This is a genomic window from Pseudomonas simiae (assembly GCF_900111895.1).
GTDB lineage: Bacteria > Pseudomonadota > Gammaproteobacteria > Pseudomonadales > Pseudomonadaceae > Aquipseudomonas > Aquipseudomonas simiae.
Genome location: NZ_FOKB01000008.1, coordinates 205,260 through 231,169 on the forward strand (window position 1 = coordinate 205,260; position 25,910 = coordinate 231,169).

Annotated in this window: 20 protein-coding genes and 2 tRNA genes; 10 read left to right on the top strand and 12 right to left on the bottom strand. The window is 60.4% G+C overall.

Translation table 11 applies throughout. The features are described 5' to 3' along the window. The first annotated feature begins 68 nt into the window (after positions 1-68). Complete coding sequence (locus tag BMZ57_RS23050) at positions 69-1,199, top strand: efflux RND transporter periplasmic adaptor subunit (RefSeq protein WP_010208021.1); 1,131 nt, start codon at positions 69-71, stop codon at positions 1,197-1,199. Positions 1,200-1,202: 3 nt separating this feature from the next. Continuing rightward, positions 1,203-4,229: a multidrug efflux RND transporter permease subunit gene (locus tag BMZ57_RS23055; RefSeq protein WP_010208020.1), complete on the top strand. Its 3,027-nt coding sequence runs from the start codon at positions 1,203-1,205 to the stop codon at positions 4,227-4,229. Positions 4,230-4,290: 61 nt separating this feature from the next. Here BMZ57_RS23055 and BMZ57_RS23060 read toward each other — a convergent pair whose 3' ends face one another. The 10 genes from BMZ57_RS23060 to BMZ57_RS23105 all read right to left on the bottom strand — a co-directional run bounded on the left by BMZ57_RS23060 (position 4,291) and on the right by BMZ57_RS23105 (position 13,053). After that, complete coding sequence (locus BMZ57_RS23060) at positions 4,291-4,518, bottom strand: hypothetical protein (RefSeq protein WP_010208018.1); 228 nt, start codon at positions 4,516-4,518, stop codon at positions 4,291-4,293. Further along, the gene (locus BMZ57_RS23065; protein WP_010208016.1) at positions 4,515-5,234 is read right to left on the bottom strand and encodes a lipopolysaccharide kinase InaA family protein; all 720 of its coding nucleotides are present in this window, start codon (positions 5,232-5,234) and stop codon (positions 4,515-4,517) included. The genes BMZ57_RS23060 and BMZ57_RS23065 overlap by 4 nt, the downstream gene beginning before the upstream one ends. A gap of 4 nt (positions 5,235-5,238) precedes the next feature. After that, positions 5,239-5,919 carry a class I SAM-dependent methyltransferase gene (locus BMZ57_RS23070; RefSeq protein WP_010208014.1) on the bottom strand — a complete coding sequence of 227 codons (681 nt, stop codon included), beginning with the start codon at positions 5,917-5,919 and terminating at the stop codon, positions 5,239-5,241. A gap of 190 nt (positions 5,920-6,109) precedes the next feature. Further along, positions 6,110-7,390: a sensor histidine kinase gene (locus BMZ57_RS23075; protein WP_010208012.1), complete on the bottom strand. Its 1,281-nt coding sequence runs from the start codon at positions 7,388-7,390 to the stop codon at positions 6,110-6,112. Continuing rightward, a complete protein-coding gene (gene colR / locus BMZ57_RS23080; protein ID WP_003175870.1) occupies positions 7,380-8,063 on the bottom strand; it encodes a two-component system response regulator ColR in 684 nt (227 codons plus the stop codon). Before colR ends, BMZ57_RS23075 begins: the two co-directional genes overlap by 11 nt. 361 nt (positions 8,064-8,424) lie before the next feature. Then, positions 8,425-10,071 (bottom strand): chaperonin GroEL, encoded by a 1,647-nt coding sequence (gene groL / locus BMZ57_RS23085; protein ID WP_010208010.1) that lies wholly within the window; start codon positions 10,069-10,071, stop codon positions 8,425-8,427. Positions 10,072-10,121: 50 nt separating this feature from the next. Then, the gene (locus BMZ57_RS23090) at positions 10,122-10,418 is read right to left on the bottom strand and encodes a co-chaperone GroES (protein ID WP_003175874.1); all 297 of its coding nucleotides are present in this window, start codon (positions 10,416-10,418) and stop codon (positions 10,122-10,124) included. A 246-nt stretch (positions 10,419-10,664) separates the two neighbouring features. After that, a complete protein-coding gene (locus tag BMZ57_RS23095) occupies positions 10,665-11,141 on the bottom strand; it encodes an FxsA family protein (RefSeq protein WP_016975517.1) in 477 nt (158 codons plus the stop codon). A 66-nt stretch (positions 11,142-11,207) separates the two neighbouring features. Next, positions 11,208-11,939 carry a HugZ family pyridoxamine 5'-phosphate oxidase gene (locus BMZ57_RS23100; RefSeq protein WP_021491206.1) on the bottom strand — a complete coding sequence of 244 codons (732 nt, stop codon included), beginning with the start codon at positions 11,937-11,939 and terminating at the stop codon, positions 11,208-11,210. A 106-nt stretch (positions 11,940-12,045) separates the two neighbouring features. Continuing rightward, complete coding sequence (locus tag BMZ57_RS23105) at positions 12,046-13,053, bottom strand: DUF481 domain-containing protein (RefSeq protein WP_010208003.1); 1,008 nt, start codon at positions 13,051-13,053, stop codon at positions 12,046-12,048. A gap of 201 nt (positions 13,054-13,254) precedes the next feature. Here BMZ57_RS23105 and BMZ57_RS23110 point away from each other — a divergent pair, with 201 nt between their 5' ends. From BMZ57_RS23110 to BMZ57_RS23125, 4 genes are all read left to right on the top strand, one after another. Beyond that, positions 13,255-13,569, top strand: a complete 315-nt coding sequence (locus BMZ57_RS23110; protein ID WP_042571218.1) for an MGMT family protein — start codon at positions 13,255-13,257, stop codon at positions 13,567-13,569. A 43-nt stretch (positions 13,570-13,612) separates the two neighbouring features. Continuing rightward, positions 13,613-15,145 carry an AmpG family muropeptide MFS transporter gene (locus tag BMZ57_RS23115; protein ID WP_010208001.1) on the top strand — a complete coding sequence of 511 codons (1,533 nt, stop codon included), beginning with the start codon at positions 13,613-13,615 and terminating at the stop codon, positions 15,143-15,145. A 184-nt stretch (positions 15,146-15,329) separates the two neighbouring features. Then, positions 15,330-17,045, top strand: a complete 1,716-nt coding sequence (locus tag BMZ57_RS23120; RefSeq protein ID WP_010208000.1) for a proline--tRNA ligase — start codon at positions 15,330-15,332, stop codon at positions 17,043-17,045. Positions 17,046-17,065: 20 nt separating this feature from the next. Then, positions 17,066-18,019 (top strand): hypothetical protein, encoded by a 954-nt coding sequence (locus BMZ57_RS23125; RefSeq protein ID WP_010207999.1) that lies wholly within the window; start codon positions 17,066-17,068, stop codon positions 18,017-18,019. 130 nt (positions 18,020-18,149) lie between these two features. Here the strand turns inward: BMZ57_RS23125 and dinB are convergent, their stop codons facing one another. Next, positions 18,150-19,208, bottom strand: a complete 1,059-nt coding sequence (dinB, locus tag BMZ57_RS23130) for a DNA polymerase IV (protein WP_010207998.1) — start codon at positions 19,206-19,208, stop codon at positions 18,150-18,152. A 279-nt stretch (positions 19,209-19,487) separates the two neighbouring features. Between dinB and BMZ57_RS23135 the strand changes: the two genes are divergently transcribed. The 4 genes from BMZ57_RS23135 to BMZ57_RS23150 all read left to right on the top strand — a co-directional run bounded on the left by BMZ57_RS23135 (position 19,488) and on the right by BMZ57_RS23150 (position 24,042). Then, a tRNA-Met gene (locus BMZ57_RS23135) sits at positions 19,488-19,564 on the top strand. 206 nt (positions 19,565-19,770) lie between these two features. After that, positions 19,771-19,847, top strand: a tRNA-Met gene (locus BMZ57_RS23140). A gap of 278 nt (positions 19,848-20,125) precedes the next feature. Next, on the top strand, positions 20,126-22,768 hold the full coding sequence (gene mprF / locus BMZ57_RS23145; RefSeq protein WP_021492257.1) for a bifunctional lysylphosphatidylglycerol flippase/synthetase MprF: 2,643 nt from the start codon (positions 20,126-20,128) through the stop codon (positions 22,766-22,768). Then, the gene (locus tag BMZ57_RS23150; RefSeq protein ID WP_010207995.1) at positions 22,768-24,042 is read left to right on the top strand and encodes a virulence factor family protein; all 1,275 of its coding nucleotides are present in this window, start codon (positions 22,768-22,770) and stop codon (positions 24,040-24,042) included. The genes mprF and BMZ57_RS23150 overlap by 1 nt, the downstream gene beginning before the upstream one ends. A gap of 137 nt (positions 24,043-24,179) precedes the next feature. On the opposite strand, the gene recJ is transcribed toward BMZ57_RS23150, so the two are convergent. After that, entirely contained in the window at positions 24,180-25,889 is a 1,710-nt protein-coding gene (gene recJ, locus BMZ57_RS23155) for a single-stranded-DNA-specific exonuclease RecJ (protein ID WP_010207994.1), read from the bottom strand. Positions 25,890-25,910: the final 21 nt, after the last annotated feature.

Here is a 25,910-nt window from a genome sequence, read left to right on the forward strand (position 1 = left end):
TTCATTGCGAGCAAGCTCGCGCCTACAAAACGCTTACCTGCCTTCAAGGTTCTCCAAGGAATCGGAATATGCTGCGTCGTCGCATGCTGATCATGTTGGGTGTGGTCCTGTTAATCGTCCTGCTGCTGGCGGGCTATAAAGCCTTTTCCATCTATCAGCAGATCCAGGTCTTCTCCAAGCCCAAGCCGGCAGTGAGTGTGGCCGTGGCGACGGCGACCGAGCAGCCCTGGCAGCTGCGCGTATCCTCGGTGGGCACGCTCAAGGCGTTGCAAGGAGTCAACCTGAGCCTGGAGATTGCCGGCACCGTCAAGGACGTGCAGTTCGAGTCCGGACAGAAGGTCAAGACCGGGCAACCCTTGGTGCAACTCGACAGCGCGGTGGAAAGCGCGCTGCTGGAAACTGCCCAGGCCGACTTAGGCCTGGCGCAGCTGGATTACGGTCGCGGCAGCCAACTGGTGGGCAGCCAAGCCATCTCAAAAGGCGAGTTCGACCGCCTTTCCGCGCAACTGCAAAAGAACAAGGCCACCGTCAATCAGCTCAAGGCCTCCCTGGCGAAGAAGCACATCGTCGCGCCGTTCGGCGGCACCATCGGCATTCGCCAGGTGGACGTGGGCGACTACCTGGCCAGCGGCACGGTGATCGCTACCTTGCAAGACCTCAGCAGCCTCTACGTCGACTTCTATATCCCCGAACACGCCGTGCCCAAGGTCGCCCCCGGGCAGCCGGTGCAGGTGGAGGTCTCGGCTTATCCCGGCGAACAATTCCCCGGCAGCATCAGTGCGATCAACCCCAAGGTCGAGAACAGCACGCGCAACGTGCTGGTACGCGCCACCCTGGCCAACCCGGAGGGCAAGCTGCTGCCCGGTATGTTCACCCGCCTGGACGTGCTACTGCCCAATCCCGCCCCGCAGATTGTGGTGCCGGAAGGCGCGATCACCTACACCCTCTACGGCAATTCGGTGTACGCCGTGGCCGAGAAAAAAACCGAGGGTGGCGAGGTAGAAAAGGACGCCGATGGCAAGCCGCTGCTGATCGCCGAGCGACGCTTCGTCGAGACCGGTGAGCGACGCGGCGGCCTGGTGCTGGTGAGCAAGGGCCTCAAGGCCGGTGAACAGGTGGTCAGCGCCGGCCAGCTGAAACTGGACAACGGCACGCCCATTGCCATCAGCCCGGACAAAAACCTGCCGGCAGGGCATTGAGCCATGAAGTTCACAGACGTCTTTATCCGCCGTCCGGTGCTGGCCATGGTGGTCAGCCTGCTGATCGTGCTGCTGGGTTTCCAGGCCTACAGCACGTTGCCGCTGCGCCAATACCCGAGCATGGAAAACGCCCTGATCACAGTGACCACCGCCTACCCCGGCGCGAATGCCGAGACCATTCAGGGCTACATCACCCAGCCCTTGCAGCAAAGCCTGGCCAGTGCCGAAGGCATCGACTACATGACCTCGGTGAGCCGCCAGAACTTTTCGGTGATCTCGATCTACGCACGCATCGGCTCCAACAGCGACCGCCTGTTTACCGAACTGCTGGCCAAGGCCAACGAGGTCAAGAACAAGCTGCCGCAAGACGCCGAAGACCCGGTGCTGAGCAAAGAGGCTGCCGATGCCTCGGCGCTGATGTACATCAGCTTTTCAAGCGGGCAGTTGAGCAACCCACAGATCACCGATTACTTGTCGCGGGTCATCCAACCCAAGCTCGCCACCCTGCCGGGCATGGCCGAAGCGGAGATCCTCGGCAACCAGGTGTTCGCCATGCGCATCTGGCTCGACCCGGTGAAATTGGCCGGTTTCGGCCTCAGTGCCAGCGACATCACCGACGCCGTGCGCCGCTACAACTTCCTCTCCGCTGCCGGCGAGGTGAAGGGCGAGTTCGTGGTGACCAGCATCAACGCCAACACCGACCTCAAGTCCGCCGAAGCGTTCGGCGCCATCAGCGTGAAAACCGACGGCGACAGCCGCGTGCTGCTGCGGGACGTGGCCCGGGTGGAAATGGGCGCGGAAAACTACAACGCCATCAGCTCGTTTGGCGGCACGCCGTCGGTGTACATCGGCATCAAGGCCACGCCCAGCGCCAACCCGCTGGATGTGATCAAGGAAGTGCGCAAGATCCTGCCGGAGCTGGAGTCCCAGCTGCCGCCCAACCTCAAGGCGGAAATTGCCTACGACGCCACGCTGTTTATCCAGGCGTCCATCAACGAAGTGGTCAAGACGCTGTTTGAAGCCGTGCTGATCGTGATCGTGGTGGTGTTCCTGTTCCTTGGGGCCCTGCGTTCGGTGGTGATCCCGGTGATCACCATTCCGCTGTCGATGATCGGCGTGCTGTTTTTCATGCAGTTGATGGGCTACTCGATCAACCTGCTGACCTTGCTGGCGATGGTGCTGGCTATCGGCCTGGTGGTGGACGACGCCATCGTGGTGGTGGAAAACATCCACCGGCACATCGAGGAAGGCAAGACGCCGCTGGATGCGGCATTGGAAGGTGCACGGGAGATCGCCCTCCCGGTGGTGTCGATGACCATCACCTTGGCGGCGGTGTATGCGCCGATCGGCTTTCTCGAAGGACTTACCGGCGCCTTGTTCAAGGAGTTCGCCCTGACCCTGGCCGGGGCGGTGATCATTTCCGGCATTGTCGCCCTGACCCTGTCGCCGATGATGTGCGCGCTGCTGTTGCGCCATGATGAAAACCCGTCGGGTCTGGCCCACCGCCTCGACCGAATGTTCGATGGCCTCAAGCGCCGCTACCAACGCATGTTGCACGGCACCCTGAACACGCGGCCGGTGGTAATCGTGTTTGCCTTGATCGTGCTGTGCCTGATTCCGGTGTTCCTCAAGTTCACCCAGTCGCAACTGGCCCCCGACGAAGACCAAGGCATCATCTTCATGATTGCCAGCGCACCGCAGCCGACCAACCTGGAATACCTCAACACCTACACCGACGAGTTCATCAACATCTTCAAGGCGTTTCCGGAGTACTACTCGTCGTTCCAGATCAACGGTTTCAACGGCGTGCAATCAGGCATCGGCGGCTTCCTGCTCAAGCCGTGGAACGAGCGCGACCGCACCCAGATGCAGATCCTGCCCGAGGTGCAAAAACGCCTTGAGCAGATTCCCGGCCTGCAGGTGTTCGGCTTCAACCTGCCGTCCCTGCCGGGCACGGGCGAAGGGCTGCCGTTCGGCTTTGTGATCAACACGGCCAACGATTATGAGTCGTTGCTCGAAGTGGCCAATCGCGTGAAGAAGCGCGCGATGGAGTCGGGCAAGTTCGCCTTTGTCGATATCGACCTGGCGTTCGACAAACCCGAAGTGGTGGTGGACATCGACCGCGCCAAGGCGGCGCAGATGGGCGTATCGATGCAGGACCTCGGCGGTACCCTGGCGACCTTGCTGGCCGAGGCGGAAATCAACCGATTCACCCTGGACGGGCGCAGTTACAAGGTGATCGCCCAGGTCGAGCGCACCTACCGCGACAACCCCGAGTGGCTGAACAACTACTACGTGAAGAACGCCCAGGGTGAAGTGCTGCCACTCTCGACCCTGATCACCGTGACGGACCGCGCCCGCCCCCGGCAGTTGAACCAGTTCCAGCAACTCAACTCGGCGCTGATCTCAGGCTTCCCCATCGTCAGCATGGGCGAGGCCATCGACACCGTGCGCCAGATCGCTATTGAAGAGACTCCGCCCGGTTACGCGTTCGACTACAGCGGCGCGTCCCGGCAATTCATCCAGGAAGGCACGGCGCTGTGGGCGACCTTTGGCCTGGCCCTGGCGATCATCTTCCTGGTACTGGCGGCGCAGTTCGAGAGTTTCCGTGACCCCTTGGTGATCCTGGTAACGGTGCCGCTGTCGATCTGCGGGGCGCTGATTCCGCTGTTCCTTGGTTGGTCGAGCATGAACATCTACACCCAGGTTGGCCTGGTGACGCTGATCGGCCTGATCAGCAAACACGGGATCCTGATCGTCGAGTTCGCCAACCAATTGCGCAAAGACAAGGGCCTGACGCCCAGGCAGGCGGTGGAGGAAGCCGCGGCAATTCGCCTGCGACCGGTGTTGATGACCACCGCGGCAATGGTGTTCGGCATGGTGCCGCTGATCTTGGCGACGGGTGCCGGTGCGGTGAGCCGGTTTGATATCGGCATGGTGATTGCCACGGGGATGTCGATCGGTACGCTGTTTACCTTGTTTGTGCTGCCGTGCGTGTACACCTTGCTCGCCAAACCGGACAAGGCCTGACACACATCCCAAAAAAAAGGGCCTCGCATCGCAAGGCCCTTTTCTGGGGGTTTGAATCGTTTCAACTCTGTGGCCTCATCCCTTGAGACATGCCGAACATGAACAGCAACAACTCATGATCAGGCTTGGCCGCCGTGCTCGCCTTGGCGACGCGCGGCAACAGGCATTGCGCGCCACCCTGCGTTGCACTGAGCACCTGTGTGCGAGGCTGTTCCCAGGCCGCCAGCGCCAAGGCTGCAACGCCCAACGCCCCGACCAGGAAAAAACCTCGTGCTATTTCTAGCTTCATCTGGTTAAACCCTTGATAGCGCTGCCAAACGCCGTCTCGTAAAAGTAGCTGAGTTTCTTCCAGTCGGTATCGTTCCACGACGAATGGCGGCGCAGTTGCAGCATGTCATGGGAAGCGGCCCGATAAGCGGTCAAGCGCTGGCGGCATTTTTCGAAATCCAACAATGCCACTTCGACGTTGGCCGAATCGCCTGCGCCCGTCACCCGCACGAAAATATGCTTGATGTACAGGCAGCCATGCTGCCAACGGCCCTTGTGCATACGCGCAAGCGTGCCAGCCAGTTCCTTGAGCACACGCTCATGCACCACCTCGCCGTACTGCTCACGACCACCCGCGGCGTACCAGTTTTCAATTTCGTCGAAGCCTTCGAGGGCTGCGGTCACCAACAGGGCCTTCCAGCCGTGCTCGGGGTCGCGGCGCGCCTCACAAAAGACCATTTCCGGCACGCGTACATCCAACAGGCGCAGGCCCTTGATCGCATCCCGCTCACGCAACACGGTGGGACGGCCAAACGGGTGCAGCCAACTGCGGTAGATATGCCCGGTCTGGCGCTTGCTGTAGAGCAGGCGGCCATTGGTGCTCATCACGCGTTGTACGCCACTTTCACCGCCACGCCGACGGTTGGGCTCCTCGACCCACTCACCCTGCTGACGCCAGAAATAATCGAATCGTTCTTCGGGCGCTACATGACTGCCTGCTACGCACTCAACTGCCATCCTGTTACCTCTTGCGCAATACATACACTCGCCACATGGCGTACAGCGGTATGAAGTCCAGGGATTCCTGGACCCGAAAACCGGCCTCCTCAAATTCTGCTTCAACAGTAGCAGCCGGTAACACAAACCGGTTTTGGTAACCGTCCTGCTCACCCTTCTTGCGACGTTTCACTTCGGCGCGCTTGCGCTTCCAGGCCTTGAAATTGCCGTCTACCCACAGCGAAAGGATCACGCTGTCACGCGTAACACGCTGAAACTCCCGCAGTATCGCCAACCGATGCGCGGGATCACCAATGTGGTGCATCAGGCGCATACAGAAAATACTGTCGACAGCGTTATCTGGCAGATCAATATCAAAGGCAGATGTCTGCAAAGGCCGTACCCGTTTCACGACGTCAGCGGGCTGAGCGACCGTTGCGACCTTCAACATGGAGGCCGAATTGTCCGCGCCGATGATCACGCGATTGGGTTTTTCCGCCAACAGTGGCCAGAAACGCCCCGCACCGCACGGCAGGTCCAACACCAGCCCCGGCTCGCCAGCCATCGCCAACGCGCCACGGGCCAACTGCTCGTCGCGTTTGTGTGACAGCCGACGGGCCAGATTGTCCTGATGTTTGAGCAAATAATTCTGGGCGTGCTCGTCGTCGTACTTTTCGGAAAATTCGAGCTTGATCGGGTTAGACATCAACGGATCTCCAGTGACTGATGCCTACAACCTTAAGCACCGAACTGTGATCAACAGGTCAACCCGTTGTGAAAAACTTGTCCTGTCCAATCCCATACATTTCAAGACTTTACAGATACAAGCAATAGCATGGGGCCATCTTCGCCGATTTACCGGGATGTCTGGCAGGATAACGGCAGGGGGGGTGGAGTCAGGCGTTGACCTGACTCAATTGCACATGAAAGCGGCAACCGTTGGGCTCCATGGTGCTGAGGCTCACGGTCCAGCCCTGGTTTTCGCAGATGCGCTGCACCAGCGACAACCCCAGGCCCAGGCCTTCTCCGCGCTTCTCGCTGCCGCGTACAAACGGCTCGAACATCGCTTCACGCTTGTCTTCGGGAATGCCGACCCCGCTGTCTTCCACTACAAAGCCCGCGGGCTCCAGAGTCAGACGGATAAACCCTTTCTCGGTGTAATGCAGGGCGTTGCGCAGCAGGTTGCCCATGACGGCGTGCAGGAAGGTAGTGTTATAGCGCGTATCCAGGGGATGACCGGGTTGGTAGATCAGCTCCAGGCCTTTTTGCTCGATGGGCTCGCGCCAGATGCCGAGCAGATCCTCCGCCACCTGCCCAAGGCTCACCTGCAGCGACATGGCCGATTCATCGTGCTGGGCACGGGCCAGCATCAGGAAGGTCTGCACCAGTTCGCGCATTTCTTCGCAGGCCCTGGCGATACGCAGCACCTGGTTACGCCCACGCTGATCGATGGCCGGGTTTTCCAACAGCAGTTCGCAGGAGCTGGCCAGCACCATCAACGGCGTGCGCAATTCGTGGCTGACATCACTCGTGAACAACTGCTCGCGGGACAATGCCTGACGCAGACGCCCCAGGGTGGCATCGAAAGCTACCGCCAGCTCCCCCACTTCGTCGGCCGCGTAGTCCGGCGCCAGCGGCGGTGCCAGGCCCAGCAGTTGGTCACGGTGACGCACCTGGCGGGCCAGGCGCACGACCGGCGCCATCACTTTGCGCGCCAATACCCAACCCAGGAATACTGCCAGCGCCAGGCTGAGTACGAAGCCCACCAGCACCACGGCAAACAGCACGCGCTCGCGCTCTTCGAAATCGCTTTGGTCTTGCAGCAACACGTAGCGCCGGCCGTCGACCACTTCGACCATGGCGTGGTACGACAGCGCTTCGCGGAACACCTCATGGAACCCGGGTTCAAGGTGGCGTAAATCCTTAGGCAACTCGAAGTCGCCAGGGCCACCGCTGAAGTAGAACAGCTGATCCGGCTCGGGCCGGTGCCGCCAGTCTTCGACCGTGTCCATCAACAACAAGCGTTGCAGGTCACCGCCCAGGCCCGCCGAGATCAGCTTCTCTTCCACTAGGTGCACCGTCGCGACGATACCCATGGCGAAGGCCCCCGCCACCAACGCACTCATCAAGGCAAAGGCGATGATGATCCGTTGGGCAAGGCTTTGCTTAAACTCCATCACGACCCTCGGCCAGGCGATAACCCACGCCGTGCACCGTTTGCAGCAACGGCTTGGCGAACGGCTTATCGATCACTTGGCGCAATTGGTGAACGTGGCTGCGCAGGCTGTCACTGTCCGGGCAGTCATCGCCCCACAGGGCTTCTTCGAGGATTTCGCGGCGCAGCACGTGCGGGCTCTTCTGCATCAGCACCGCCAGCAGTTTCAGGCCGACCGGGTTGAGCTTGAGCAGGCGCCCTTCGCGGGTCACTTCCAGGGTATCGAGGTCGTAGCTCAAGTCGCCTACCTGCAAGGCGCGGCGCCCGCCCCCCTGGGCACGGCGCAATACGGCCTCGATACGCGCGGCCAGTTCCGACAGGGCAAACGGCTTGAGCAGGTAGTCATCGGCGCCGGACTTGAAGCCCTGCAACCGGTCATCCAGCTGGTCGCGGGCAGTGAGCATGATCACTGGCGTGTCGCGGCGCGCATCTTCACGCAGGCGTTTGCACAGGGTGTAGCCATCGATGCCGGGCAGCATGATGTCGAGCACAATCAGGTCGTAATGCTCGGTCGCGGCCAGGTGCAGCCCCGACAAACCGTCCTGCGCACAGTCCACGGTATAACCTTTTAGCCCCAGGTAATCAGCCAGGTTGGCCAGAATATCGCGGTTGTCTTCAACCAATAGAATTCGCATGGGCAGTGTCTCCGTACGCGGTAACGGCCGTGTTGGCTCGCGCAGCTTAAGGCCAAGTGTGGCTCAGGGATAGAGCTGAAAGGCACGCAGATATAGGTTTTCAACTGATTGTAGTGTTGAACGAGATTTTCACTATAGCTTCACAAGCTGACTACAGTGTCGGGGCGAAAATCGCCGCGAACAGGTCTGCCTGGGCCTGTATCGTCTGCTGCTCTATCGTCCCTCAAAAAGGTTGAGGCGCAGGCGATAAGCACCTAGGCAGGCAAACGTGCTCAGCCACCGGCGCTTTCCACGCACACATAAAAAAGCCCCGCTTGCATCACTGCAAGCGGGGCTTTTTCAGTACAGGGGTAAGGCTGGCTTACATCATGCCGCCCATGCCACCCATGCCGCCCATGTCTGGCATACCGCCGCCAGCCGAGCCTTCAGCCTTAGGCTTGTCAGCGATAGCCGCTTCGGTGGTCAGGATCAGGCCACCGATGGAGGCTGCGGCTTGCAGCGCGGAACGAGTCACCTTGGTAGGGTCCAGGATGCCCATTTCGATCATGTCGCCATACACGCCAGTCGCAGCGTTGTAACCGTAGTTACCTTTGCCGTTCTTGACTTCGTTGACCACAACGCTTGGCTCGTCGCCGGAGTTGGCAGCGATCTGGCGCAGCGGCGCTTCAACAGCACGACGCAGCACAGCGATACCGACGTTCTGGTCAGCGTTATCGCCGGCCAGGTTGGTCAGGGCTTCCAGCGCACGGATCAGCGCAACGCCACCGCCAGGTACCACGCCTTCTTCAACGGCTGCGCGGGTAGCGTGCAGGGCGTCTTCAACGCGGGCTTTCTTCTCTTTCATTTCTACTTCGGAACCAGCGCCAACCTTGATCACTGCTACGCCGCCGGACAGCTTGGCCAGACGCTCTTGCAGTTTTTCACGGTCGTAGTCGGACGAAGTTTCGGCAACCTGGGCACGGATCTGAGTGATGCGAGCCTGGATGTCCTGCTCAACGCCAGCACCGTCAACGATGATGGTGTTTTCTTTGGAGATGGTCACGCGCTTGGCACTGCCCAGGTTTTCCAGGGTAGCGCTTTCCAGGCTCAGGCCGATCTCTTCGGAGATAACGGTACCGCCGGTCAGGACGGCGATGTCCTGCAGCATGGCCTTGCGACGGTCGCCGAAGCCTGGAGCCTTGACGGCCGCGACTTTGACGATGCCACGCATGTTGTTCACAACCAGAGTGGCCAGGGCTTCGCCTTCAACGTCTTCGGAAACGATCAGCAGTGGGCGGCCGGCTTTGGCAACAGCTTCCAGCACTGGCAGCATTTCGCGGATGTTGGAGATCTTTTTGTCGACCAGCAGGATCAGCGGGTTGTCCAGCTCGGCAACCATGGTTTCTGGCTTGTTGACGAAGTACGGGGACAGGTAGCCACGGTCGAACTGCATGCCTTCTACAACCGACAGTTCGTTTTCCAGGCCAGTGCCTTCTTCAACGGTGATCACGCCTTCTTTACCGACTTTTTCCATGGCTTCAGCGATGATGTCGCCGATGGAGCTGTCGGAGTTGGCGGAGATGGTGCCTACCTGAGCGATAGCCTTGGTGTCAGCGCATGGCTTGGACAGGTTTTTCAGCTCGGCGACGATGGCGATGGTCGCCTTGTCGATGCCGCGCTTCAGATCCATCGGGTTCATGCCGGCAGCGACGGCTTTGTAGCCTTCGTTGACGATCGCCTGGGCCAGGACGGTAGCGGTGGTGGTGCCGTCGCCTGCGTCATCGTTGGCACGGGAGGCAACGTCTTTGACCAGCTGCGCGCCCATGTTTTCGAAACGGTCTTCCAGTTCGATTTCTTTTGCTACGGAAACGCCGTCCTTGGTGATGGTCGGAGCGCCGAAGCTTTTCTCGATGATCACGTTACGGCCTTTCGGGCCCAGGGTCGCTTTTACTGCGTCAGCCAGGATGTTGACACCAGTGAGCATTTTCTTGCGGGCGGAATCGCCGAATTTAACTTCTTTAGCAGCCATGATCGATATTCCTTAAATACTGTGTAGTAACGGGAAAATGAGCGGGAAAATCAGTCTTCCAGAACAGCGAGAATCTCGTTCTCAGCCATAACCAGCAGGTCTTCGCCGTCGACTTTCACCGTGTTGCTGCCGGAGTAAGGGCCGAATACAACCTTGTCACCGACTTTAACGGCCAGCGCACGCACATCACCGTTTTCCAGGGTCTTGCCTGGGCCCGCAGCGACGATCACACCGTGGTTGGCTTTTTCAGCAGCCGAACCTGGCAGAACGATACCGCCAGCGGTTTTCTTTTCTTCTTCGCTGCGACGGATTACGACGCGGTCGTGCAGAGGACGAAGCTTGCTCATTGTCGATCTCTCCTAATTGTGTTTTTCATCGGCCGGTGTCTGTACCGGCGGGTTGTATTCCGGCAGTGCCGGTCGCGCCTCGCCAAGCAAGACGCGGAAGTCTGTCTGGTGTCGCCACCAGAAACCTTGCGGTGACCGTTACATAAGGGCGCATAAGCTGATTACAAGGGGCCGGGGATGAAATTTTTTGCGCGTGCCGGCCCGTAAATGCAACACGGCACCCGAAGGTGCCGTGCCGTGAAACGGTTATTTGCTGTCGCGGTGTTCGAACTCGCCTTCGATCACATCACCTTCACGCCCCAACGGCTGGCGCGGGGCCGGGCCGCCACGGGGTTGCAGGTCGTCGGCGAACGCACGCTGGCGAATCGCGGCTTCTTCGGCGCGCTGGCGCATCTTGCCGGCCAGCAACTTGCGGGTGAACGGCAGCAACATCACCAGGCCGACTACGTCGCTGATGAAACCCGGCAGGATCAACAAGCCGCCAGCCAGGGCCATCATCAGGCCTTCCAGCATGGTCTGGGCGGGCAGTTCGCCACGGTTCAGGCTTTCACGGGCACGCAGCGCGGTGGCCAGGCCAGCGACGCGCAGCACCAGAACGCCGAGCATGGAGCCTAGAATGATCAGCAACAGGGCCGGAAAAAACCCGATCGCACTGCTGACTTGAACGAATACGAACAGCTCCAACACCGGGAACAGCAGAAAGAGCAATAAAAAAGGGCGCATCAAATGGTTCCTCAACGCAAGAATGCCTTGCCAGTCCACCTTAGATGACGTCGCCATTTCGTGAATTCAAGCGTCGGCTGTGGCTTTTTTCGGCCAGACCTCGGCGTGGGCCAATGAAACCAGGGCTTCGCGTACTTGTGTCGGCGTATTGCAAGACTCCGCAAACGGCAACCAATATAAGGATTGGCCTATACGCAAGTGCATGCCTTCGCTGTCGATACCGGCCAACTGTGCAGGCTCGGAGGTCGGCAAACCGACCAGGTCGACGTAATGGGCAATGGCCTTGGTGTGATCGCTGTTCATGTGTTCGATCATGCTGCGTTCGGCTTTGCCCGCAAACGGGTTGGCCAGGGTCAACTGGTCGACCCAGTGAATCGCGCCAAAACCGCCGATGTAACGGTGACGTACGGGCTTGAGCACCCAGAAATCGAAGTCGTGGGCCTTGTGATAGTTGGCTGACTCGGGGAAGTAGCGGTAATAACGCTCGGCCGCCGCCTCAATGGCAGCGCCCTCCTCTAGTTTTTCGGCTTCAGCCAGGTAGGTCAGGCGCCCGACGGCTTGCACGTCATCCGCTTCGCGCTCACCCACCAGCAGCGAGCACTTGGGATCTTTCTGCAGGTTGTGGGTGTGCTGGGCAATGCGGCTGATCAGGATCAGCGGGCGGCCCAGCTCATCCAGGCAATAGGGCACGACCGAGCCGAAAGGAAAGCCGGGCATGGCCTTGGACAGTGTGGAGAGAGCCCCACGGTATTCCTTGAGCAACAGCTCTCGGGCGTTCTTGGCAACCTGTGCGCTCAACGTATGACTCCTCGGATAATCAGCCGCCCATGGCATATGGGAATGGATCTCAACGCAAGGTAATCATTATCGGCAAAGGTTGCCAAGCAGGTTTTTTTCGCCCGTGTTACCAGGCCACGCCGAAGCCTGCGGTGTAGCGGGTTTTGCTCAGGCTGCTGTCGGAATCGCCACTGATGATGTCGCGCTCGGCCTTGAGGTTGAGCGACGCCCACTCGGTGACTTTGTAGCGCAGGCCCATTTCTGCATCCAGCGAGTATTCCGCCGGACCGCCGATGGGCTTGCCCACTTCGCCGTTGGTGAAGAATTCGACGGTCTTGCCCACCAGGTAGCGGTTGTAGTTCCACTTCATGGCCAGGGAATAGAAGTTGTCCTTGCCGCCGTCGGCGTATTCATAGTCGGTGCGGTTGACCAGCGAGCCCAGGGAGAAGGCACCCAGCTCATCGTCCCAGAACTGATAGCCCGGGCCCGTGCCGACGGTGCGCTGGCGGGACAGGTCTTCAACCTTGTCGCGCTTGTAGGTCAGGCGACCCTGCCAGAACCAATGCTCGGTCAGGAAGCGGTCGAGGTCGTATTCCAAAGCCCAATTGTCAGTGGTGGTGACATCGTCCTGGAATTCGCGGTTGTACTCGCCCTCTCCGGTATGGCGCCATTGGCCGTGGCGGGCGGTGGTCTTGAAGTCGATGTCGTAGTCGTTGGTGTCTTTGTCGGCGCGCTTGTAGTCCAGCGCCATGTCCACATTACCCTTCCACACCAGATCCTCGACCACCGGCTTGGGCTTGATGATTTGCTGGATGCTGGCCAGTTCGACGGTCTTGGGCGCTTCGCCGTTGGCCAGCACCACCTTGCCGTCATCCGCCGCTTTCAGGGACTTGGCTTTCTCGCCGGTGTAGGCGTCCTGTTTGACCAGCAACTCCTGGTCGCTTTCCAGGGTCTTGACCTGTTTCCAGTCCACAGGGATGGCGCCTGCGTAGTCGGTTTGGATCAGCAGCTTGCCACCGTCGAAAACCTTGATCTTGCCGGTCAGGCGGTCACCGTTCTTCAACCAGACAGTATCGGCCAGCAAGGGCGTGGAGGCGCTGAAAACAGCGAGGCACAGCAGAGTTCTGGACAACATAAGCAGATTCGAGGCTCGGGCTTGGCGAAAAAAGGGCATTATCGTGTTAGATAAGTTCTTAGCAAGGACTGACTCAAGTATCTGGGTTCAGTTCAATGCTCATCGTCATGGTTACAGACGTTTCTTACAAAAATGCCGACGATTTCAACGGACAGCCTCACAGTGAATCAATCTGCCGAATCCCCCCAAAGCCCCGTCGAAATGCGCCGTACCGCGCTGTACCTGACCCTGGCCCAAGTGCCCGCAGGCTGCGTGGTGAGTTACGGCGAGCTGGCCCACCTGGCCGGTCTCGGTCGTGCGGCACGCTGGGTCGGCCGCACCCTGAGCCAGCTTCCCGAAGACACCAAGCTGCCCTGGCACCGCGTGTTGGGTGCCGGTGGTCGGATAAGTCTGCCGGTGGGCAGTGTCTCGGGTGACGAGCAACGCGCGCGTTTACGCGATGAAGGCGTTACGGTCCGCAACAATCGCGTGGATATTCAGCGCCATGGCTGGCGCCCGGTAGAGCACAGCGGTTAGAGTGCGCGCTTTGTTTCCGCAAATCTGAGGCAGACTCCAGCCCATGCCCCGTAAAACCTGGCGCGCCGCGCTCGCTGCCTATGCCAGCCCCTCGACGTTGGTCCTGTTGTTGCTCGGCTTTGCCGCCGGCCTGCCTTACATGTTGGTGTTCTCGACGCTTTCAGTGTGGTTGCGTGAAGCCGGTGTGGCGCGCGAGACCATCGGCTATGCGAGTCTGATCGGTTTGGCGTATGCCTTTAAGTGGGTATGGTCACCGCTGCTCGACCAATGGCGCCTGCCGTTGCTCGGCAAGCTCGGGCGCCGCCGTTCCTGGCTGGTGCTGGCCCAGTCGCTGGTGATTCTCGGCTTGATCGGCATGGGTTTTTGCGACCCGCAGAAACATTTGTCTTGGCTGATCGCTATCGCTGTCATCGTCGCCTTTGCGTCCGCTACCCAGGACATCGCGGTCGACGCCTATCGCCTGGAAATCGCCGACGACAGCCGCCAGGCTGCGTTGGCCGCCAGCTACATGTCCGGTTATCGCATCGCCGCCCTGCTGGCCACGGCGGGCGCACTGTTTTTTGCCGAGGGTTTCGGTTCCACCGGTTTCAACTATAAACACTCGGCCTGGACCGGCACCTATGTGCTGTTCGGCGTGTTAATGGTCCCGGCGCTGCTGACCACCCTGTTCATGCGCGAACCCAATGTGCCACTGCGCACTCAACTGCAAGCCGGGCGCTACAGCTTCGCGCACCAACTGGTGTCCGTCTTTGTGCTGATCGTGTTGCTGGTGTCGGTACCGGCCATGTTCACCCAGCTGTTCAACACCGATTTCGAAAGTGTGCTGTTCCAGGGCGTGAGCCTGTGGGACTTGTTGATGGAAGACCGCGCGTTCCTGCGCGCCATCCTCTATATCACCCTCACCTCCTTGTGCCTCTCGGCCATGGGGCGCCGTGGCCTGGCGCCGGTGCTGACGCCGGTCAACGACTTCATCCTGCGCTACCGCTGGCAGGCGCTACTGCTGCTTGGGCTGATCGCCACGTATCGCATGTCGGACACGGTGATGGGCGTGATGGCCAACGTGTTTTACATCGACCAGGGCTTCACCAAGGACCAGATCGCCGGGGTCAGCAAGATCTTCGGCCTGATCATGACCTTGCTCGGCGCCGGCATGGGCGGCTTACTGATCGTGCGCTTCGGCATCCTGCCGATCCTGTTCATCGGCGGTGTGGCCTCGGCCGGTACCAACCTGCTGTTCGTGATGCTCGCCGACATGGGCCCGGACCTGCAGATGCTGATTTTCACCATTTCCCTGGACAACTTCAGCTCAGGGCTGGCGACCTCGGCATTCGTGGCCTACCTGTCGAGCCTGACCAACCTGAAGTTCTCCGCGACCCAATATGCCCTGCTCAGCTCAATCATGCTGTTGCTGCCGCGCCTGATCGGTGGCTATTCGGGGGTGATGGTGGAGAAGTTCGGCTATCACAATTTCTTCCTGATCACCTGCATGCTGGGTGTGCCGACGCTGGTGCTGATTGCGCTGCATTGGTTTCAGGAAAATCGGCGGGCGAAGTTGGCCCCCAAGACAGAAGACTGACCTGTGGGAGCGGGCTTGCCCGCGAATGCAGTGTGTCAGTCGCAGGATAGGTGGACTGATCCTGCGCATTCGCGAGCAAGCCCGCTCCCACAGACCCCTCTGCATTCTGATGCCTGTACTCCAGCAGCCGGCGCCCGTACAATCCAGAGTCATTTCAAGTCCAAGCAACCGACAACGGCCTACCATGCGTACCAGTCAATATTTGCTCGCCACACAGAAAGAAACGCCTTCCGACGCGGTCGTGATCAGCCACCAGCTGATGCTGCGTGCCGGCATGATCCGCAAACTGGCCTCCGGCCTGTACACCTGGCTGCCCATGGGCTTGAAGGTGATGCGCAAAGTCGAAGCCATCGTTCGTGAAGAAATGAACGCTGCCGGCTCTCTGGAAGTGTTGATGCCGAGCACCCAACCGGCTGAACTGTGGCAGGAATCCGGGCGCTGGGAAGAGTACGGCCCTGAGTTGCTGCGCTTCAAGGACCGTCATGGCCGCGATTTCTGCGCCGGCCCGACCCACGAAGAAGTGATCACCGACCTGATGCGCAACGAGCTGAGCAGCTACAAGCAGCTGCCGCTGAACCTGTATCAGATCCAGACCAAATTCCGTGACGAAATCCGCCCACGCTTCGGTTTGATGCGCGGCCGCGAATTCATCATGAAGGATGCGTATTCGTTCCACGCCGACCAGGCGTCGCTGCAGGCCACCTATGACCGCATGCACACTGCCTACTGCAACGTGTTCACGCGCCTGGGCCTGAAGTTCCGCCCGGTTGAAGCGGACAACGGTTCCATCGGCGGTGCCGGCTCCCATGAGTTCCATGTGCTGGCCGAGTCCGGCGAAGACGATATCGTCTTCAGCAACGGTTCCGACTACGCGGCGAACATCGAGAAAGCCGAAGCGGTGCCGCGGGAAACCTCCCGCCCTGCGCCGACTGAAGAACTGCGCCTGGTGGACACGCCAGAGACCAAGACCATCGCGGCCCTGGTGGAAAAATTCAATCTGCCGATTGAAAAGACCATCAAGACCCTGATCGTGCGCGCCGAGGAAGAAGGCAAGCTGATCGCCCTGGTGATCCGTGGCGACCACGAACTCAACGAAATCAAGGCTGCCCAGCAACCTGGCGTGGCCAGCCCGCTGGTCATGGCCACCGACGCCGAACTGCGCGACGCCATTGGCGCCGGTGCCGGTTCGCTCGGCCCACTGAACCTGCCGCTGCCGATCATCATCGACCGTTCGGTCGAGCTGATGAGCGACTTCGGTATCGGTGCCAACATCGACGACAAGCACTACTTCGGCGTGAACTGGGAGCGTGACCTGCCCGTTCCGACCGTGGCCGACCTGCGTAACGTGGTCGCCGGTGACCCAAGCCCGGATGGCAAGGGCACCCTGGAAATCAAGCGCGGCATCGAAGTCGGGCACATCTTCCAGCTGGGCAACAAGTACAGCAAGGCGATGAAGTGCGAAGTGCTGGGCGAGAACGGCAAGCCGATCACCCTGGAAATGGGTTGCTACGGCATTGGCGTATCGCGCGTGGTTGCGGCTGCCATCGAGCAGAACAACGACGACAAAGGCATCATCTGGAGTGACGCCCTGGCGCCGTTCCAGGTCGCCCTGGTACCGCTGCGCTATGAAACCGAGCAAGTACGCGAAGCCACCGACAAGCTGTACGCCGAACTGACGGCTGCTGGTTTTGAAGTGCTGCTGGATGACCGGGACAAGAAAACCAGCCCGGGCATCAAGTTCGCCGACATGGAACTGATTGGCATCCCGCACCGGATCGTGGTCAGTGACCGCGGCCTGGCCGATGGCAATCTGGAATACAAGAGCCGGACCGAAGCCGAAGCCCAACCGTTGCCGGTGGCTGACGTGCTGTCTTTCCTTCAGGCGCGTATTCGTCGCTGAAAACCAGATCAAGAGAAGTCATGTTCAAGCGAAACACCAGAGCCCTGGGGGGCGCCGCCTTGTGCGGCGCCCTGCTGGTCAGCGGCTGCGCCAACCAAATGTCGCAACGCAGTGAGCACGAGGAGCGGGTCGAGCGTAAGTTGCTCGATCACAGCCTGCAGATCGATGTAGGCGAGCCCAAAGTGCTGGAGCTGCCGCAACGCCGGGTACGGATTCACGAACAGAAGACCTTCGAGGTCACCGAGTTCGAAGTCACCCGTCGTTACGACCGCTACACCCCCTACCAACCCTGGCGCAAACTCTATGAGATGCCTTTGGGTGCCGTAGCCCTGGTGGCCGGCGCGGGCGCCAATGTGGTGAACGTATTCGCCCTTGGCAACCTGCCGACCAGCGTGACGCGCGACTGGCTGACCTATGGCGTGGACGGCCTCAATCCGTTCATGAACGTGCAGTCCCACGGCCGTGCGCAACAGAACCTGGCGGGTATCGATGAAGTCCAGCGCGACAAGCGTGTGGAGTATTCGAGCCTGCCCTGGAGCGAACGACCGGTGCAAGTCACTGCCGGCAAGCAAGTCCATGAGCTGACCACCGACCGTAACGGCGTCTTGCGCCTGAACCTGTTGGACAGCCCGTTTGCCGAGCAAGACCTGAACCGCATCACCACGCTGAAGATCAGCGTGGAAGACGGCCAGGACGACGTGCATTCGGATTCCACGCTGGCTGTCAGCAGCACCTTGCGCAACAAGCTGCTGGAAGCCCACGGCCTGATCTACGACGACTTGGAAGACGACGAAGTCAGCCAGTGGGTACATCGGGTCAAACGCTTGTCTGAACTGGGCCTGGAAGAAGAAGCCAGCGAACTGGAACAAAGCCTGATCGAACTGACCCGCAATGATCCCGAGTTGCAGCAGGAATTCCTGCAGGCGCTGACCAAGGATGCGGGGCGTCTCGTTGCCGATCCAGGCGCTCGCTAGGGCTTCAAGAACGTTGTAGATCTACATGTGGGAGCGGGCTTGCCCGCGAATGCGGTGGGTCAGTCACGACAACATTGACTGACACGCCGTATTCGCGAGCAAGCCCGCTCCCACATTTGGTTTTCGGTTTTTACCAGGAGAATTCGAGTTGCTCGTTGCCGTTGCTTAAATCCAGCAACCGCACGCCAATACCCAGCAACCGCACCGGCTTCCCACCCCGGTTGAACGCCTGCGTCAGCAACTGTTGATAACTCTCCAAGTCCCGCCCCGCCCCCGCCTGTTCCAGTGTCGTCTGGGTAAAGTCATGAAACTTCACCTTCACGAACGGCTTGCCCGCACGATAACTGCTGTCGATACGCGCCATACGTCCAGCCAGGGTTTCCATCAGCTCAGGTAGCTTGGCCAGACAGCTTGAAAGATCTGGCAGGTCCACGTCGTAGGTATTCTCCACACTTATCGATTGCCGGCGACTGTCGTTCTGCACCACACGATCATCGATCCCACGGGCCAGACTCCACAACCGCTCGCCAAAACTGCCGAACTCGCGCACCAGCGCCAGCTTGTTCCACTCGCGCAACTGCAGGCAGTCTTCGATCCCCAGGCGCGCCAGTTTGTCAGCCGTGACCTTGCCCACACCGTGCAACTTACTCACACGCAATTGCGAGACGAAGTCTTCGACCTGGTCCGGAGTGATCACGAAGAGTCCGTTGGGCTTCTTCCAATCGCTGGCAATCTTGGCCAGGAATTTGTTCGGCGCCACGCCGGCGGACACGGTGATGTGCAATTGGTTGGAAACACGGCGGCGAATATCCTGGGCAATGCGCGTGGCACTGCCGCCGAAATGCGAACTGTCGGACACGTCCAGATAGGCTTCATCCAGCGACAACGGTTCGATCAGGTCGGTGTAGTCGCGAAAGATCGTCTGGATTTCCTTCGACGCTTCCTTATAAGCCTCCATGCGCGGCTTGACGATGGTCAGGTCCGGGCACAGCTTCAAGGCATGGCGTGACGACATGGCCGAGCGCACGCCATAGGCACGTGCCTCGTAGTTGCAGGTCGCGATCACCCCGCGCCGGTCCGCCGAACCGCCCACCGCCAGTGGCTTTTGCGCCAGGCTCGGGTCATCGCGCATCTCGATGGCGGCGTAGAAGCAATCACAGTCGACGTGGATGATTTTGCGCTGTGTCATATAAACGGGGTGTGTACCTACGGGTAGCCAGTATCGCATTCGCACCTGTATATAGCACCAGTAGTTTGAATCTTCCGCTTGAGCGGTAGGAAAACTCCCAGATGAATTTATTTTCTCAATCGAGTTTGGCCCGCTGATAGAGCTGAAACCCTCGGCCAGCCTGGGCCCGAGAGGTATCGAGGGGCCACTGTGGAGAGCTAACCGATTGAACCACAAGCGCTTTTCTTCAATTCACAGGTTGACACATCGGCGTTCCTCTGTAGAATGCCGACACACAGACGCGGGATGGAGCAGTCTGGTAGCTCGTCGGGCTCATAACCCGAAGGTCGTCGGTTCAAATCCGGCTCCCGCAACCAAACATCAAAAAAGGCTACTCGAAAGAGTGGCCTTTTTTGTGCGCGCCTGTTTTGTACCTGTACAAAAATTGTAAGACAAAAAACCTTTACCCATCGCGCACTTACCCTTCGCAGTCGACCTTCACCGCTCATTTCACACTTATTTGACCCATCGACTCATTAACGGTTGACACCCCGCCGCTGGGCTGTAGAATGCCGCCCACAGACGCGGGATGGAGCAGTCTGGTAGCTCGTCGGGCTCATAACCCGAAGGTCGTCGGTTCAAATCCGGCTCCCGCAACCAAACATCAAAAAAGGCTACTCGAAAGAGTGGCCTTTTTTGTATCCGGTGAAAAAGTTCTTCTGAAACAATGGCATGGCATCTTTCATGAAACCGCACGCGGTTTGTAGAGTCCATCTCATCGCACGCTATGCTGAATGTTCAGCGCTACCCTCTACGACCAATGGCCGCTGTCGCCGCCCCCGGTGATACGCGTTAATATTTGTAATTATTTTGTCCATAGGGATTGGTAACTTGGCTGGATACCTCCATCCTGTCGCGCACAATCCACGAGGTGATTGATGCGCGCCAACTCGTCTGAACCAAAAGACACTGTCACAGCAGAACAACCGATCACACCCACCCGTCTGCGCTGGCTGGATCTGGTGAGCAAATACCGGCAACCCATCGGGCTGGCGGTCACCCTATTGTTGTTCGCCATCGCTCTGATCGCCTGTCGACACCTTCTGTTGGAGCTGGACCTCTACGCCCTCCACGACTCGATCCTGGAAGTGCCCAAACCGGCCTTGCTCGGCGCGTTTGCGGCGGCCGTCGCCGGTTTCGTCATTCTATTGGGCTACGAATTTTCCGGGGCGCGCTACGCGGGCGTGAACTTGCCCGCCAAGACCCTCGCCCTGGGCGGCTTTACGGCGTTTGCCATCGGCAATGCGATTGGCCTGTCGATGCTCTCCGGCGGTTCGGTGCGTTACCGTTTATATGCACGCCATGGCATCGGGGCTTCGGAAGTCGCCCGCATGACGGTGTTCGCCAGTCTGGCTCTCGGCACCGCACTGCCGCCACTGGCTGCATTGGCGACACTGAGCAACCTGCCCGCCGCATCGACTTACCTGCATTTGCCGCAGGCTGTGCTGGGCGGTATTGCTGGCGCGGTGCTGTTGTTATCGGCCGCGTTGTGCATCGGCATTTATCGCCGTCGCCTACCGGAACAACCCTACCCGGATAACCTGCTGGTCAAAGCCGGCCGGCGCACCTTGCGCCTGCCGGGTCGCCGCCTGACGTTCCTGCAACTGATCATTACCGCGCTGGACGTGGCCGCCGCAGCGACCGTTCTATATATGCTGTTGCCGGAAGCGCCGCCGTTCGGTCCCTTCCTGCTGGTGTACCTGCTGGCCCTGGCCGCCGGCGTGCTCAGCCATGTGCCCGGCGGTGTGGGGGTATTCGAAGCGATCCTGCTGGCCGCCTTCGCCGACAAATTGGGCGCCGCGCCATTGGCCGCCGCCCTGCTGCTGTATCGCATGATCTACGTGGTACTGCCGCTGCTGATCGCCTGCGTGTTCCTGTTGGTCAACGAAGCGCAGCGCCTGTTCCAGACCCAGCAAAGCCTGCGGGTCGCCTCGGGGCTGGCAGCGCCAGTACTGGCCGTCCTGGTTTTTTTGTCCGGCGTGGTCCTGCTGTTCTCTGGCGCCACGCCCGAAATCGACTCACGCCTGGAAAACATCGGCTTCCTGATTCCCCACCGCCTGATTGATGCTTCGCACTTTGGCGCCAGCCTGATCGGTGTGCTGTGCCTGTTGCTGGCCCAGGGTCTGCGCCGACGCTTGTCGGCTGCCTGGATGCTGACCATGGTGTTGCTGCTGGTGGGCGCCCTGCTCTCGCTGCTCAAGGGTTTCGACTGGGAAGAAGCCAGCCTGATGACCATGACCGCGATCCTGCTGGCCATCTTCCGGCGCTCTTTCTATCGTGCCAGCCGCCTCACCGAACTGCCCTTCTCGCCGCTGTACCTGGTGGCCAGTGTCTGTGTGCTGGGGGCATCGATCTGGTTGCTGCTGTTCGCTTATCAAGACGTGCCTTACAGCCATCAGCTGTGGTGGCAGTTCACCCTGGACGCCAACGCCCCACGCGGCCTGCGTTCGCTGCTGGGCGCCGCCGTGGTGCTGGTGATCGTGTCGCTGACCTGGCTGCTGCGTACCGCGCGGCCGGTGATCCACTTGCCGACACCGGACGAACTGGAGCGCGCCAGCAAGATCCTGATGGCCTCGTCCCAGCCCGACGGCGGCCTGGCGCTCACCGGCGACAAAGCGCTGCTGTTCCATCCCAATGATGAAGCTTTCCTCATGTACGCCCGTCGCGGCCGTAGCCTGGTAGCCTTGTACGACCCGATCGGCCCGACCCAGCAACGGGCGGAGATGATCTGGCAGTTCCGCGACCTGTGCGACATCCACCACGCGCGCCCGGTGTTCTATCAGGTACGAGCGGAAAACCTGCCCTACTATATGGACATCGGCCTCACCGCGATCAAGCTGGGCGAAGAAGCCCGCGTCGACCTGAAACGCTTTGACCTGGAAGCCAAGGGCAAAGAGATGAAGGACCTGCGTTACACCTGGAACCGTGGCTCGCGGGACGGCCTGTCCCTGGAGATCTGCGAACCGGGCACCGCGCCAATGGACGAGCTGAAGGTGATCTCCGACGCTTGGCTGACCGGCAAGAATGTACGAGAAAAGGGCTTTTCCCTGGGCCGCTTCAGCGACGACTACCTCAAGCACTTTCGTATCGCGATCATTCGCTTCGAAGGGCGCCCGGTGGCCTTCGCCAACCTGCTCGAGACCTACAACCACGACCTGGCCAGTCTCGATCTGATGCGCGCTCACCCGGACGCGCCCAAGCTGACCATGGAATTCATGATGGTCGGCCTGATTCAACACTATAAGAGTCACGGCTACGCCCGCTTCAGCCTCGGCATGGTGCCGTTGTCGGGCCTGCAACCACGACGCGGCGCCCCACTGACCCAGCGCCTGGGTTCGATGGTGTTCCGTCGTGGCGAGCAACTGTATAACTTCCAAGGTTTGCGCCGCTTCAAAGACAAGTTCCAGCCTGACTGGGAACCCCGTTACATGGCCGTGCCCGCAGGACTTGATCCGCTGGTGGCACTGGCCGATACCGCCGCCCTGATCGCGGGCGGCTTGACTGGATTGGTGAAACGCTGATGATTCGACGCTCCTGGCGGTATGTATTGGCCTTCGTAGTGCTGCTCGCCCTGGTCCTGGGTGGCGGCTATTGGTACTGGAACCGTCCTGCCCCGCAGCCGACCCTGGAGCAACTGCCCCAGGCCGACGGTTCGGTGATGACCCGCGTCACCCCGTACGGCACGCCGAAAGCACGCGTCGCGGTGGCCGTGATGCCTGATGAAATGCTGACCGACAGCCAACTGATTGCCTTGAGCCAAGGCGGCAAGGCGCAGATTGTCCAGGTGATCCTGCCCAAGGACGACTGCAAGCTGCAGGAACAAGCGCTGCAAGGCGCCCTGAGCCAACTCAAGGGCCCTGCCACCCTGGTCAGCGGCATCGGCCCTGGCGCCGCTCTCGCTTGGCGCTGGCTGGCCACCCAGAACGACGATAAGGCCAACGCCATCTCCGTTGGTTTCGCCCTGGTCCAGGAAGGCTGCAAAGACCCACTGCCAAAGACAGCCGCACACGGCAATTGGCTGGTGGCCTGGAACGACAACCCTGACGATGAAAGCGCCAGTTTCGTACGCGACACGCCGCGCGCCACCACCAGCATCAGCGACTACGACATTCACTACCCGCAAGTGCTGAACAACGAGCTGCGCAAGCAATTGGTAGGTTCGGACAACGGCGGCCTGGCGATTCCGGTGGTGGAAGTCCCGGCCGGCCAAGCGAAAGATACCGTCACCCTGTTCCTCTCCGGCGATGGCGGTTGGCGCGACCTGGACCGCGACGTGGCCGGCGAAATGGCCAAGATCGGCTACCCAGTGGTGGGTATCGATACCCTGCGCTACTACTGGCAGCACAAGACGCCGGAACAAAGCGCCAAGGACCTCACCGAACTGATGCAGCACTACCGTCAGAAATGGGGCACCAAGCGCTTCGTGCTGACCGGTTATTCGTTCGGTGCCGATGTGTTGCCAGCCATCTACAACCGTCTGCCGGAAAACGAGCAGCAGCGTGTCGATGCGATTATCTTGCTGGCCTTCGCGCGCACGGGCAGCTTCGAAATTGAAGTAGAAGGTTGGCTGGGTAACGCCGGCAAAGAAGCCGCCACGGGCCCGGAAATGGCCAAGCTGCCCCCCGAGAAAGTGGTGTGCATCTACGGGGCGGAAGAAGTCGACGAGAGCGGCTGCACGGACAAGACTGCGGTGGGTGAAGCGTTGAAGTTACCCGGTGGGCATCACTTTGATGAGAACTATCCGGCGCTGGCCAAGCGCTTGGTGGATATCATCGTGAAGCACCAAGCCAAGTAGTTTAAGACCGTACGCAGATAAAAATGTGGGAGCGGGCTTGCCCGCGAAAGCGGTGGATCAGTCACAGGAACATTGACTGACACGCCGTATTCGCGGGCAAGCCCGCTCCCACAGTTGTCTGGTGGTGCCGCTGAACGCTAGCGCGGTTCGATGTGGGCAATCATCAGTTGCACGGTTTCATTCCCACGAAACTCGTTCACATCCAGCTTGTACGCCAACTCCACCCACCGCACGGTCGGATTCGGCCAGACCTCTCGGTCCACCCCAAACGCAATGCCATCGAGCTTTACGGACCCGCATTCGCTCTTGAGCACCACCTTCAGGTGCCGCTCCCCCACCACGCGCTGTTCGACCAGTTGAAACACGCCGTGAAACAATGGCTCGGGGAAGTGCTGCCCCCACGGTCCGGCATGCCGCAACGCGCGGGCCAGCTCCAGATGAAACTCTTCCACCGCCAGGGTGCCGTCGGACAACAAGCGTCCGGTCAGGTCTTCTTCACGCAGTTGGCGACGCACTTCAGCATCAAAAGCTTCGGCAAAGAGTGGGAAGTTTTCCTCAGGCAACGTCAGCCCCGCCGCCATGGCGTGGCCGCCGTATTTGGTGATCAGGTTGGGATGCTGACTCGCGACCACCGCCAGGGCATCGCGGATATGAAACCCCTGCACAGAGCGCCCTGAGCCCTTGAGCAAGCCATCACCGGCGTCGGCGAAGGCGATGGTCGGGCGGAAGTAACGTTCTTTCATACGCGACGCGAGAATCCCGATCACGCCTTGATGCCATTCCGGATCGAACAGGCACAAGCCGTAAGGCATGGACTCCACCGGCAAGTCCTTGAGCTGGGCCAGGGCCTCGCGCTGCATACCCTGCTCGATCGACTTGCGGTCCTGGTTCATGCCGTCCAGTTGCGCGGCCATTTCCCGCGCCGCGGCGAAGTCGGTGGTGAGCAGGCATTCGATGCCCAGGCTCATGTCATCCAGGCGCCCGGCGGCGTTCAAGCGCGGGCCAAGGATAAAACCCAGGTCGGTGGAGGTGATACGCGCAGCATCACGCTTGGCCACTTCCAAAATCGCCTTGATCCCCGGCCGCGCGCGACCGGCGCGGATACGCTCCAGGCCTTGATGCACCAGGATGCGGTTGTTGGCGTCCAGGGGCACTACGTCGGCGACGCTGCCCAGGGCAACCAGGTCGAGCAATTCACCGATGTTGGGTTGTGGCGTGTTGTCGTACCAGCCCAAGCTGCGCAGGCGCGCACGCAGCGCCATCAGCACATAGAAAATCACGCCCACGCCGGCCAAGGCTTTGCTCGGGAATTCACAGCCAGGCTGGTTCGGGTTGACGATGGCATCCGCCGCTGGCAACTCATCGCCGGGCAAATGGTGGTCCGTCACCAGCACCTGCAACCCCGCCGCCTTCGCCGCCGCCACGCCTTCGACGCTGGAGATGCCGTTGTCCACCGTGATCAGCAACTGCGGCGCACGCTGCAGCGCCACGGCGACGATTTCCGGGGTGAGGCCGTAGCCGTACTCGAAACGGTTGGGCACCAGGTAGTCGACATGGGCCGCACCGAGCAAACGCAAGCCCAAGGTGCCCACGGTGCTGGCGGTGGCGCCATCGGCGTCAAAGTCGCCGACGATAAGGATGCGCTGGCGCTGCTCCAACGCCGTCACCAGCAGGTCCACCGCCGCGTCGATGCCCTTGAGCTGCTGGTAGGGGATCAACCGCGCCAGGCTTTTGTCCAGCTCGGCTTCGGACTGCACTCCGCGTGCGGCGTAGAGACGGGTCAGCAGTGGCGGCAATTCACCGAGAAACGGCAGGACGGCGGGCAACGGGCGAGGATCGATACGCATGGGGTGACGGAGACTTCTCTT

Coding starts and splice junctions, on each gene's coding strand:
- BMZ57_RS23120 (WP_010208000.1), top strand. CDS start 15,330: ATGCGTACCAGTCAATATTTGCTCGCCACACAGAAAGAAACGCCTTCC.
- BMZ57_RS23070 (WP_010208014.1), bottom strand. CDS start 5,919: ATGTCTAACCCGATCAAGCTCGAATTTTCCGAAAAGTACGACGACGAG.
- BMZ57_RS23105 (WP_010208003.1), bottom strand. CDS start 13,053: ATGTTGTCCAGAACTCTGCTGTGCCTCGCTGTTTTCAGCGCCTCCACG.
- BMZ57_RS23075 (WP_010208012.1), bottom strand. CDS start 7,390: ATGGAGTTTAAGCAAAGCCTTGCCCAACGGATCATCATCGCCTTTGCC.
- dinB (WP_010207998.1), bottom strand. CDS start 19,208: ATGACACAGCGCAAAATCATCCACGTCGACTGTGATTGCTTCTACGCC.
- mprF (WP_021492257.1), top strand. CDS start 20,126: ATGCGCGCCAACTCGTCTGAACCAAAAGACACTGTCACAGCAGAACAA.
- BMZ57_RS23150 (WP_010207995.1), top strand. CDS start 22,768: ATGATTCGACGCTCCTGGCGGTATGTATTGGCCTTCGTAGTGCTGCTC.
- BMZ57_RS23065 (WP_010208016.1), bottom strand. CDS start 5,234: ATGGCAGTTGAGTGCGTAGCAGGCAGTCATGTAGCGCCCGAAGAACGA.
- BMZ57_RS23055 (WP_010208020.1), top strand. CDS start 1,203: ATGAAGTTCACAGACGTCTTTATCCGCCGTCCGGTGCTGGCCATGGTG.
- BMZ57_RS23090 (WP_003175874.1), bottom strand. CDS start 10,418: ATGAGCAAGCTTCGTCCTCTGCACGACCGCGTCGTAATCCGTCGCAGC.
- recJ (WP_010207994.1), bottom strand. CDS start 25,889: ATGCGTATCGATCCTCGCCCGTTGCCCGCCGTCCTGCCGTTTCTCGGT.
- groL (WP_010208010.1), bottom strand. CDS start 10,071: ATGGCTGCTAAAGAAGTTAAATTCGGCGATTCCGCCCGCAAGAAAATG.
- colR (WP_003175870.1), bottom strand. CDS start 8,063: ATGCGAATTCTATTGGTTGAAGACAACCGCGATATTCTGGCCAACCTG.
- BMZ57_RS23050 (WP_010208021.1), top strand. CDS start 69: ATGCTGCGTCGTCGCATGCTGATCATGTTGGGTGTGGTCCTGTTAATC.
- BMZ57_RS23115 (WP_010208001.1), top strand. CDS start 13,613: ATGCCCCGTAAAACCTGGCGCGCCGCGCTCGCTGCCTATGCCAGCCCC.
- BMZ57_RS23110 (WP_042571218.1), top strand. CDS start 13,255: ATGCGCCGTACCGCGCTGTACCTGACCCTGGCCCAAGTGCCCGCAGGC.
- BMZ57_RS23095 (WP_016975517.1), bottom strand. CDS start 11,141: ATGCGCCCTTTTTTATTGCTCTTTCTGCTGTTCCCGGTGTTGGAGCTG.
- BMZ57_RS23125 (WP_010207999.1), top strand. CDS start 17,066: ATGTTCAAGCGAAACACCAGAGCCCTGGGGGGCGCCGCCTTGTGCGGC.
- BMZ57_RS23060 (WP_010208018.1), bottom strand. CDS start 4,518: ATGAAGCTAGAAATAGCACGAGGTTTTTTCCTGGTCGGGGCGTTGGGC.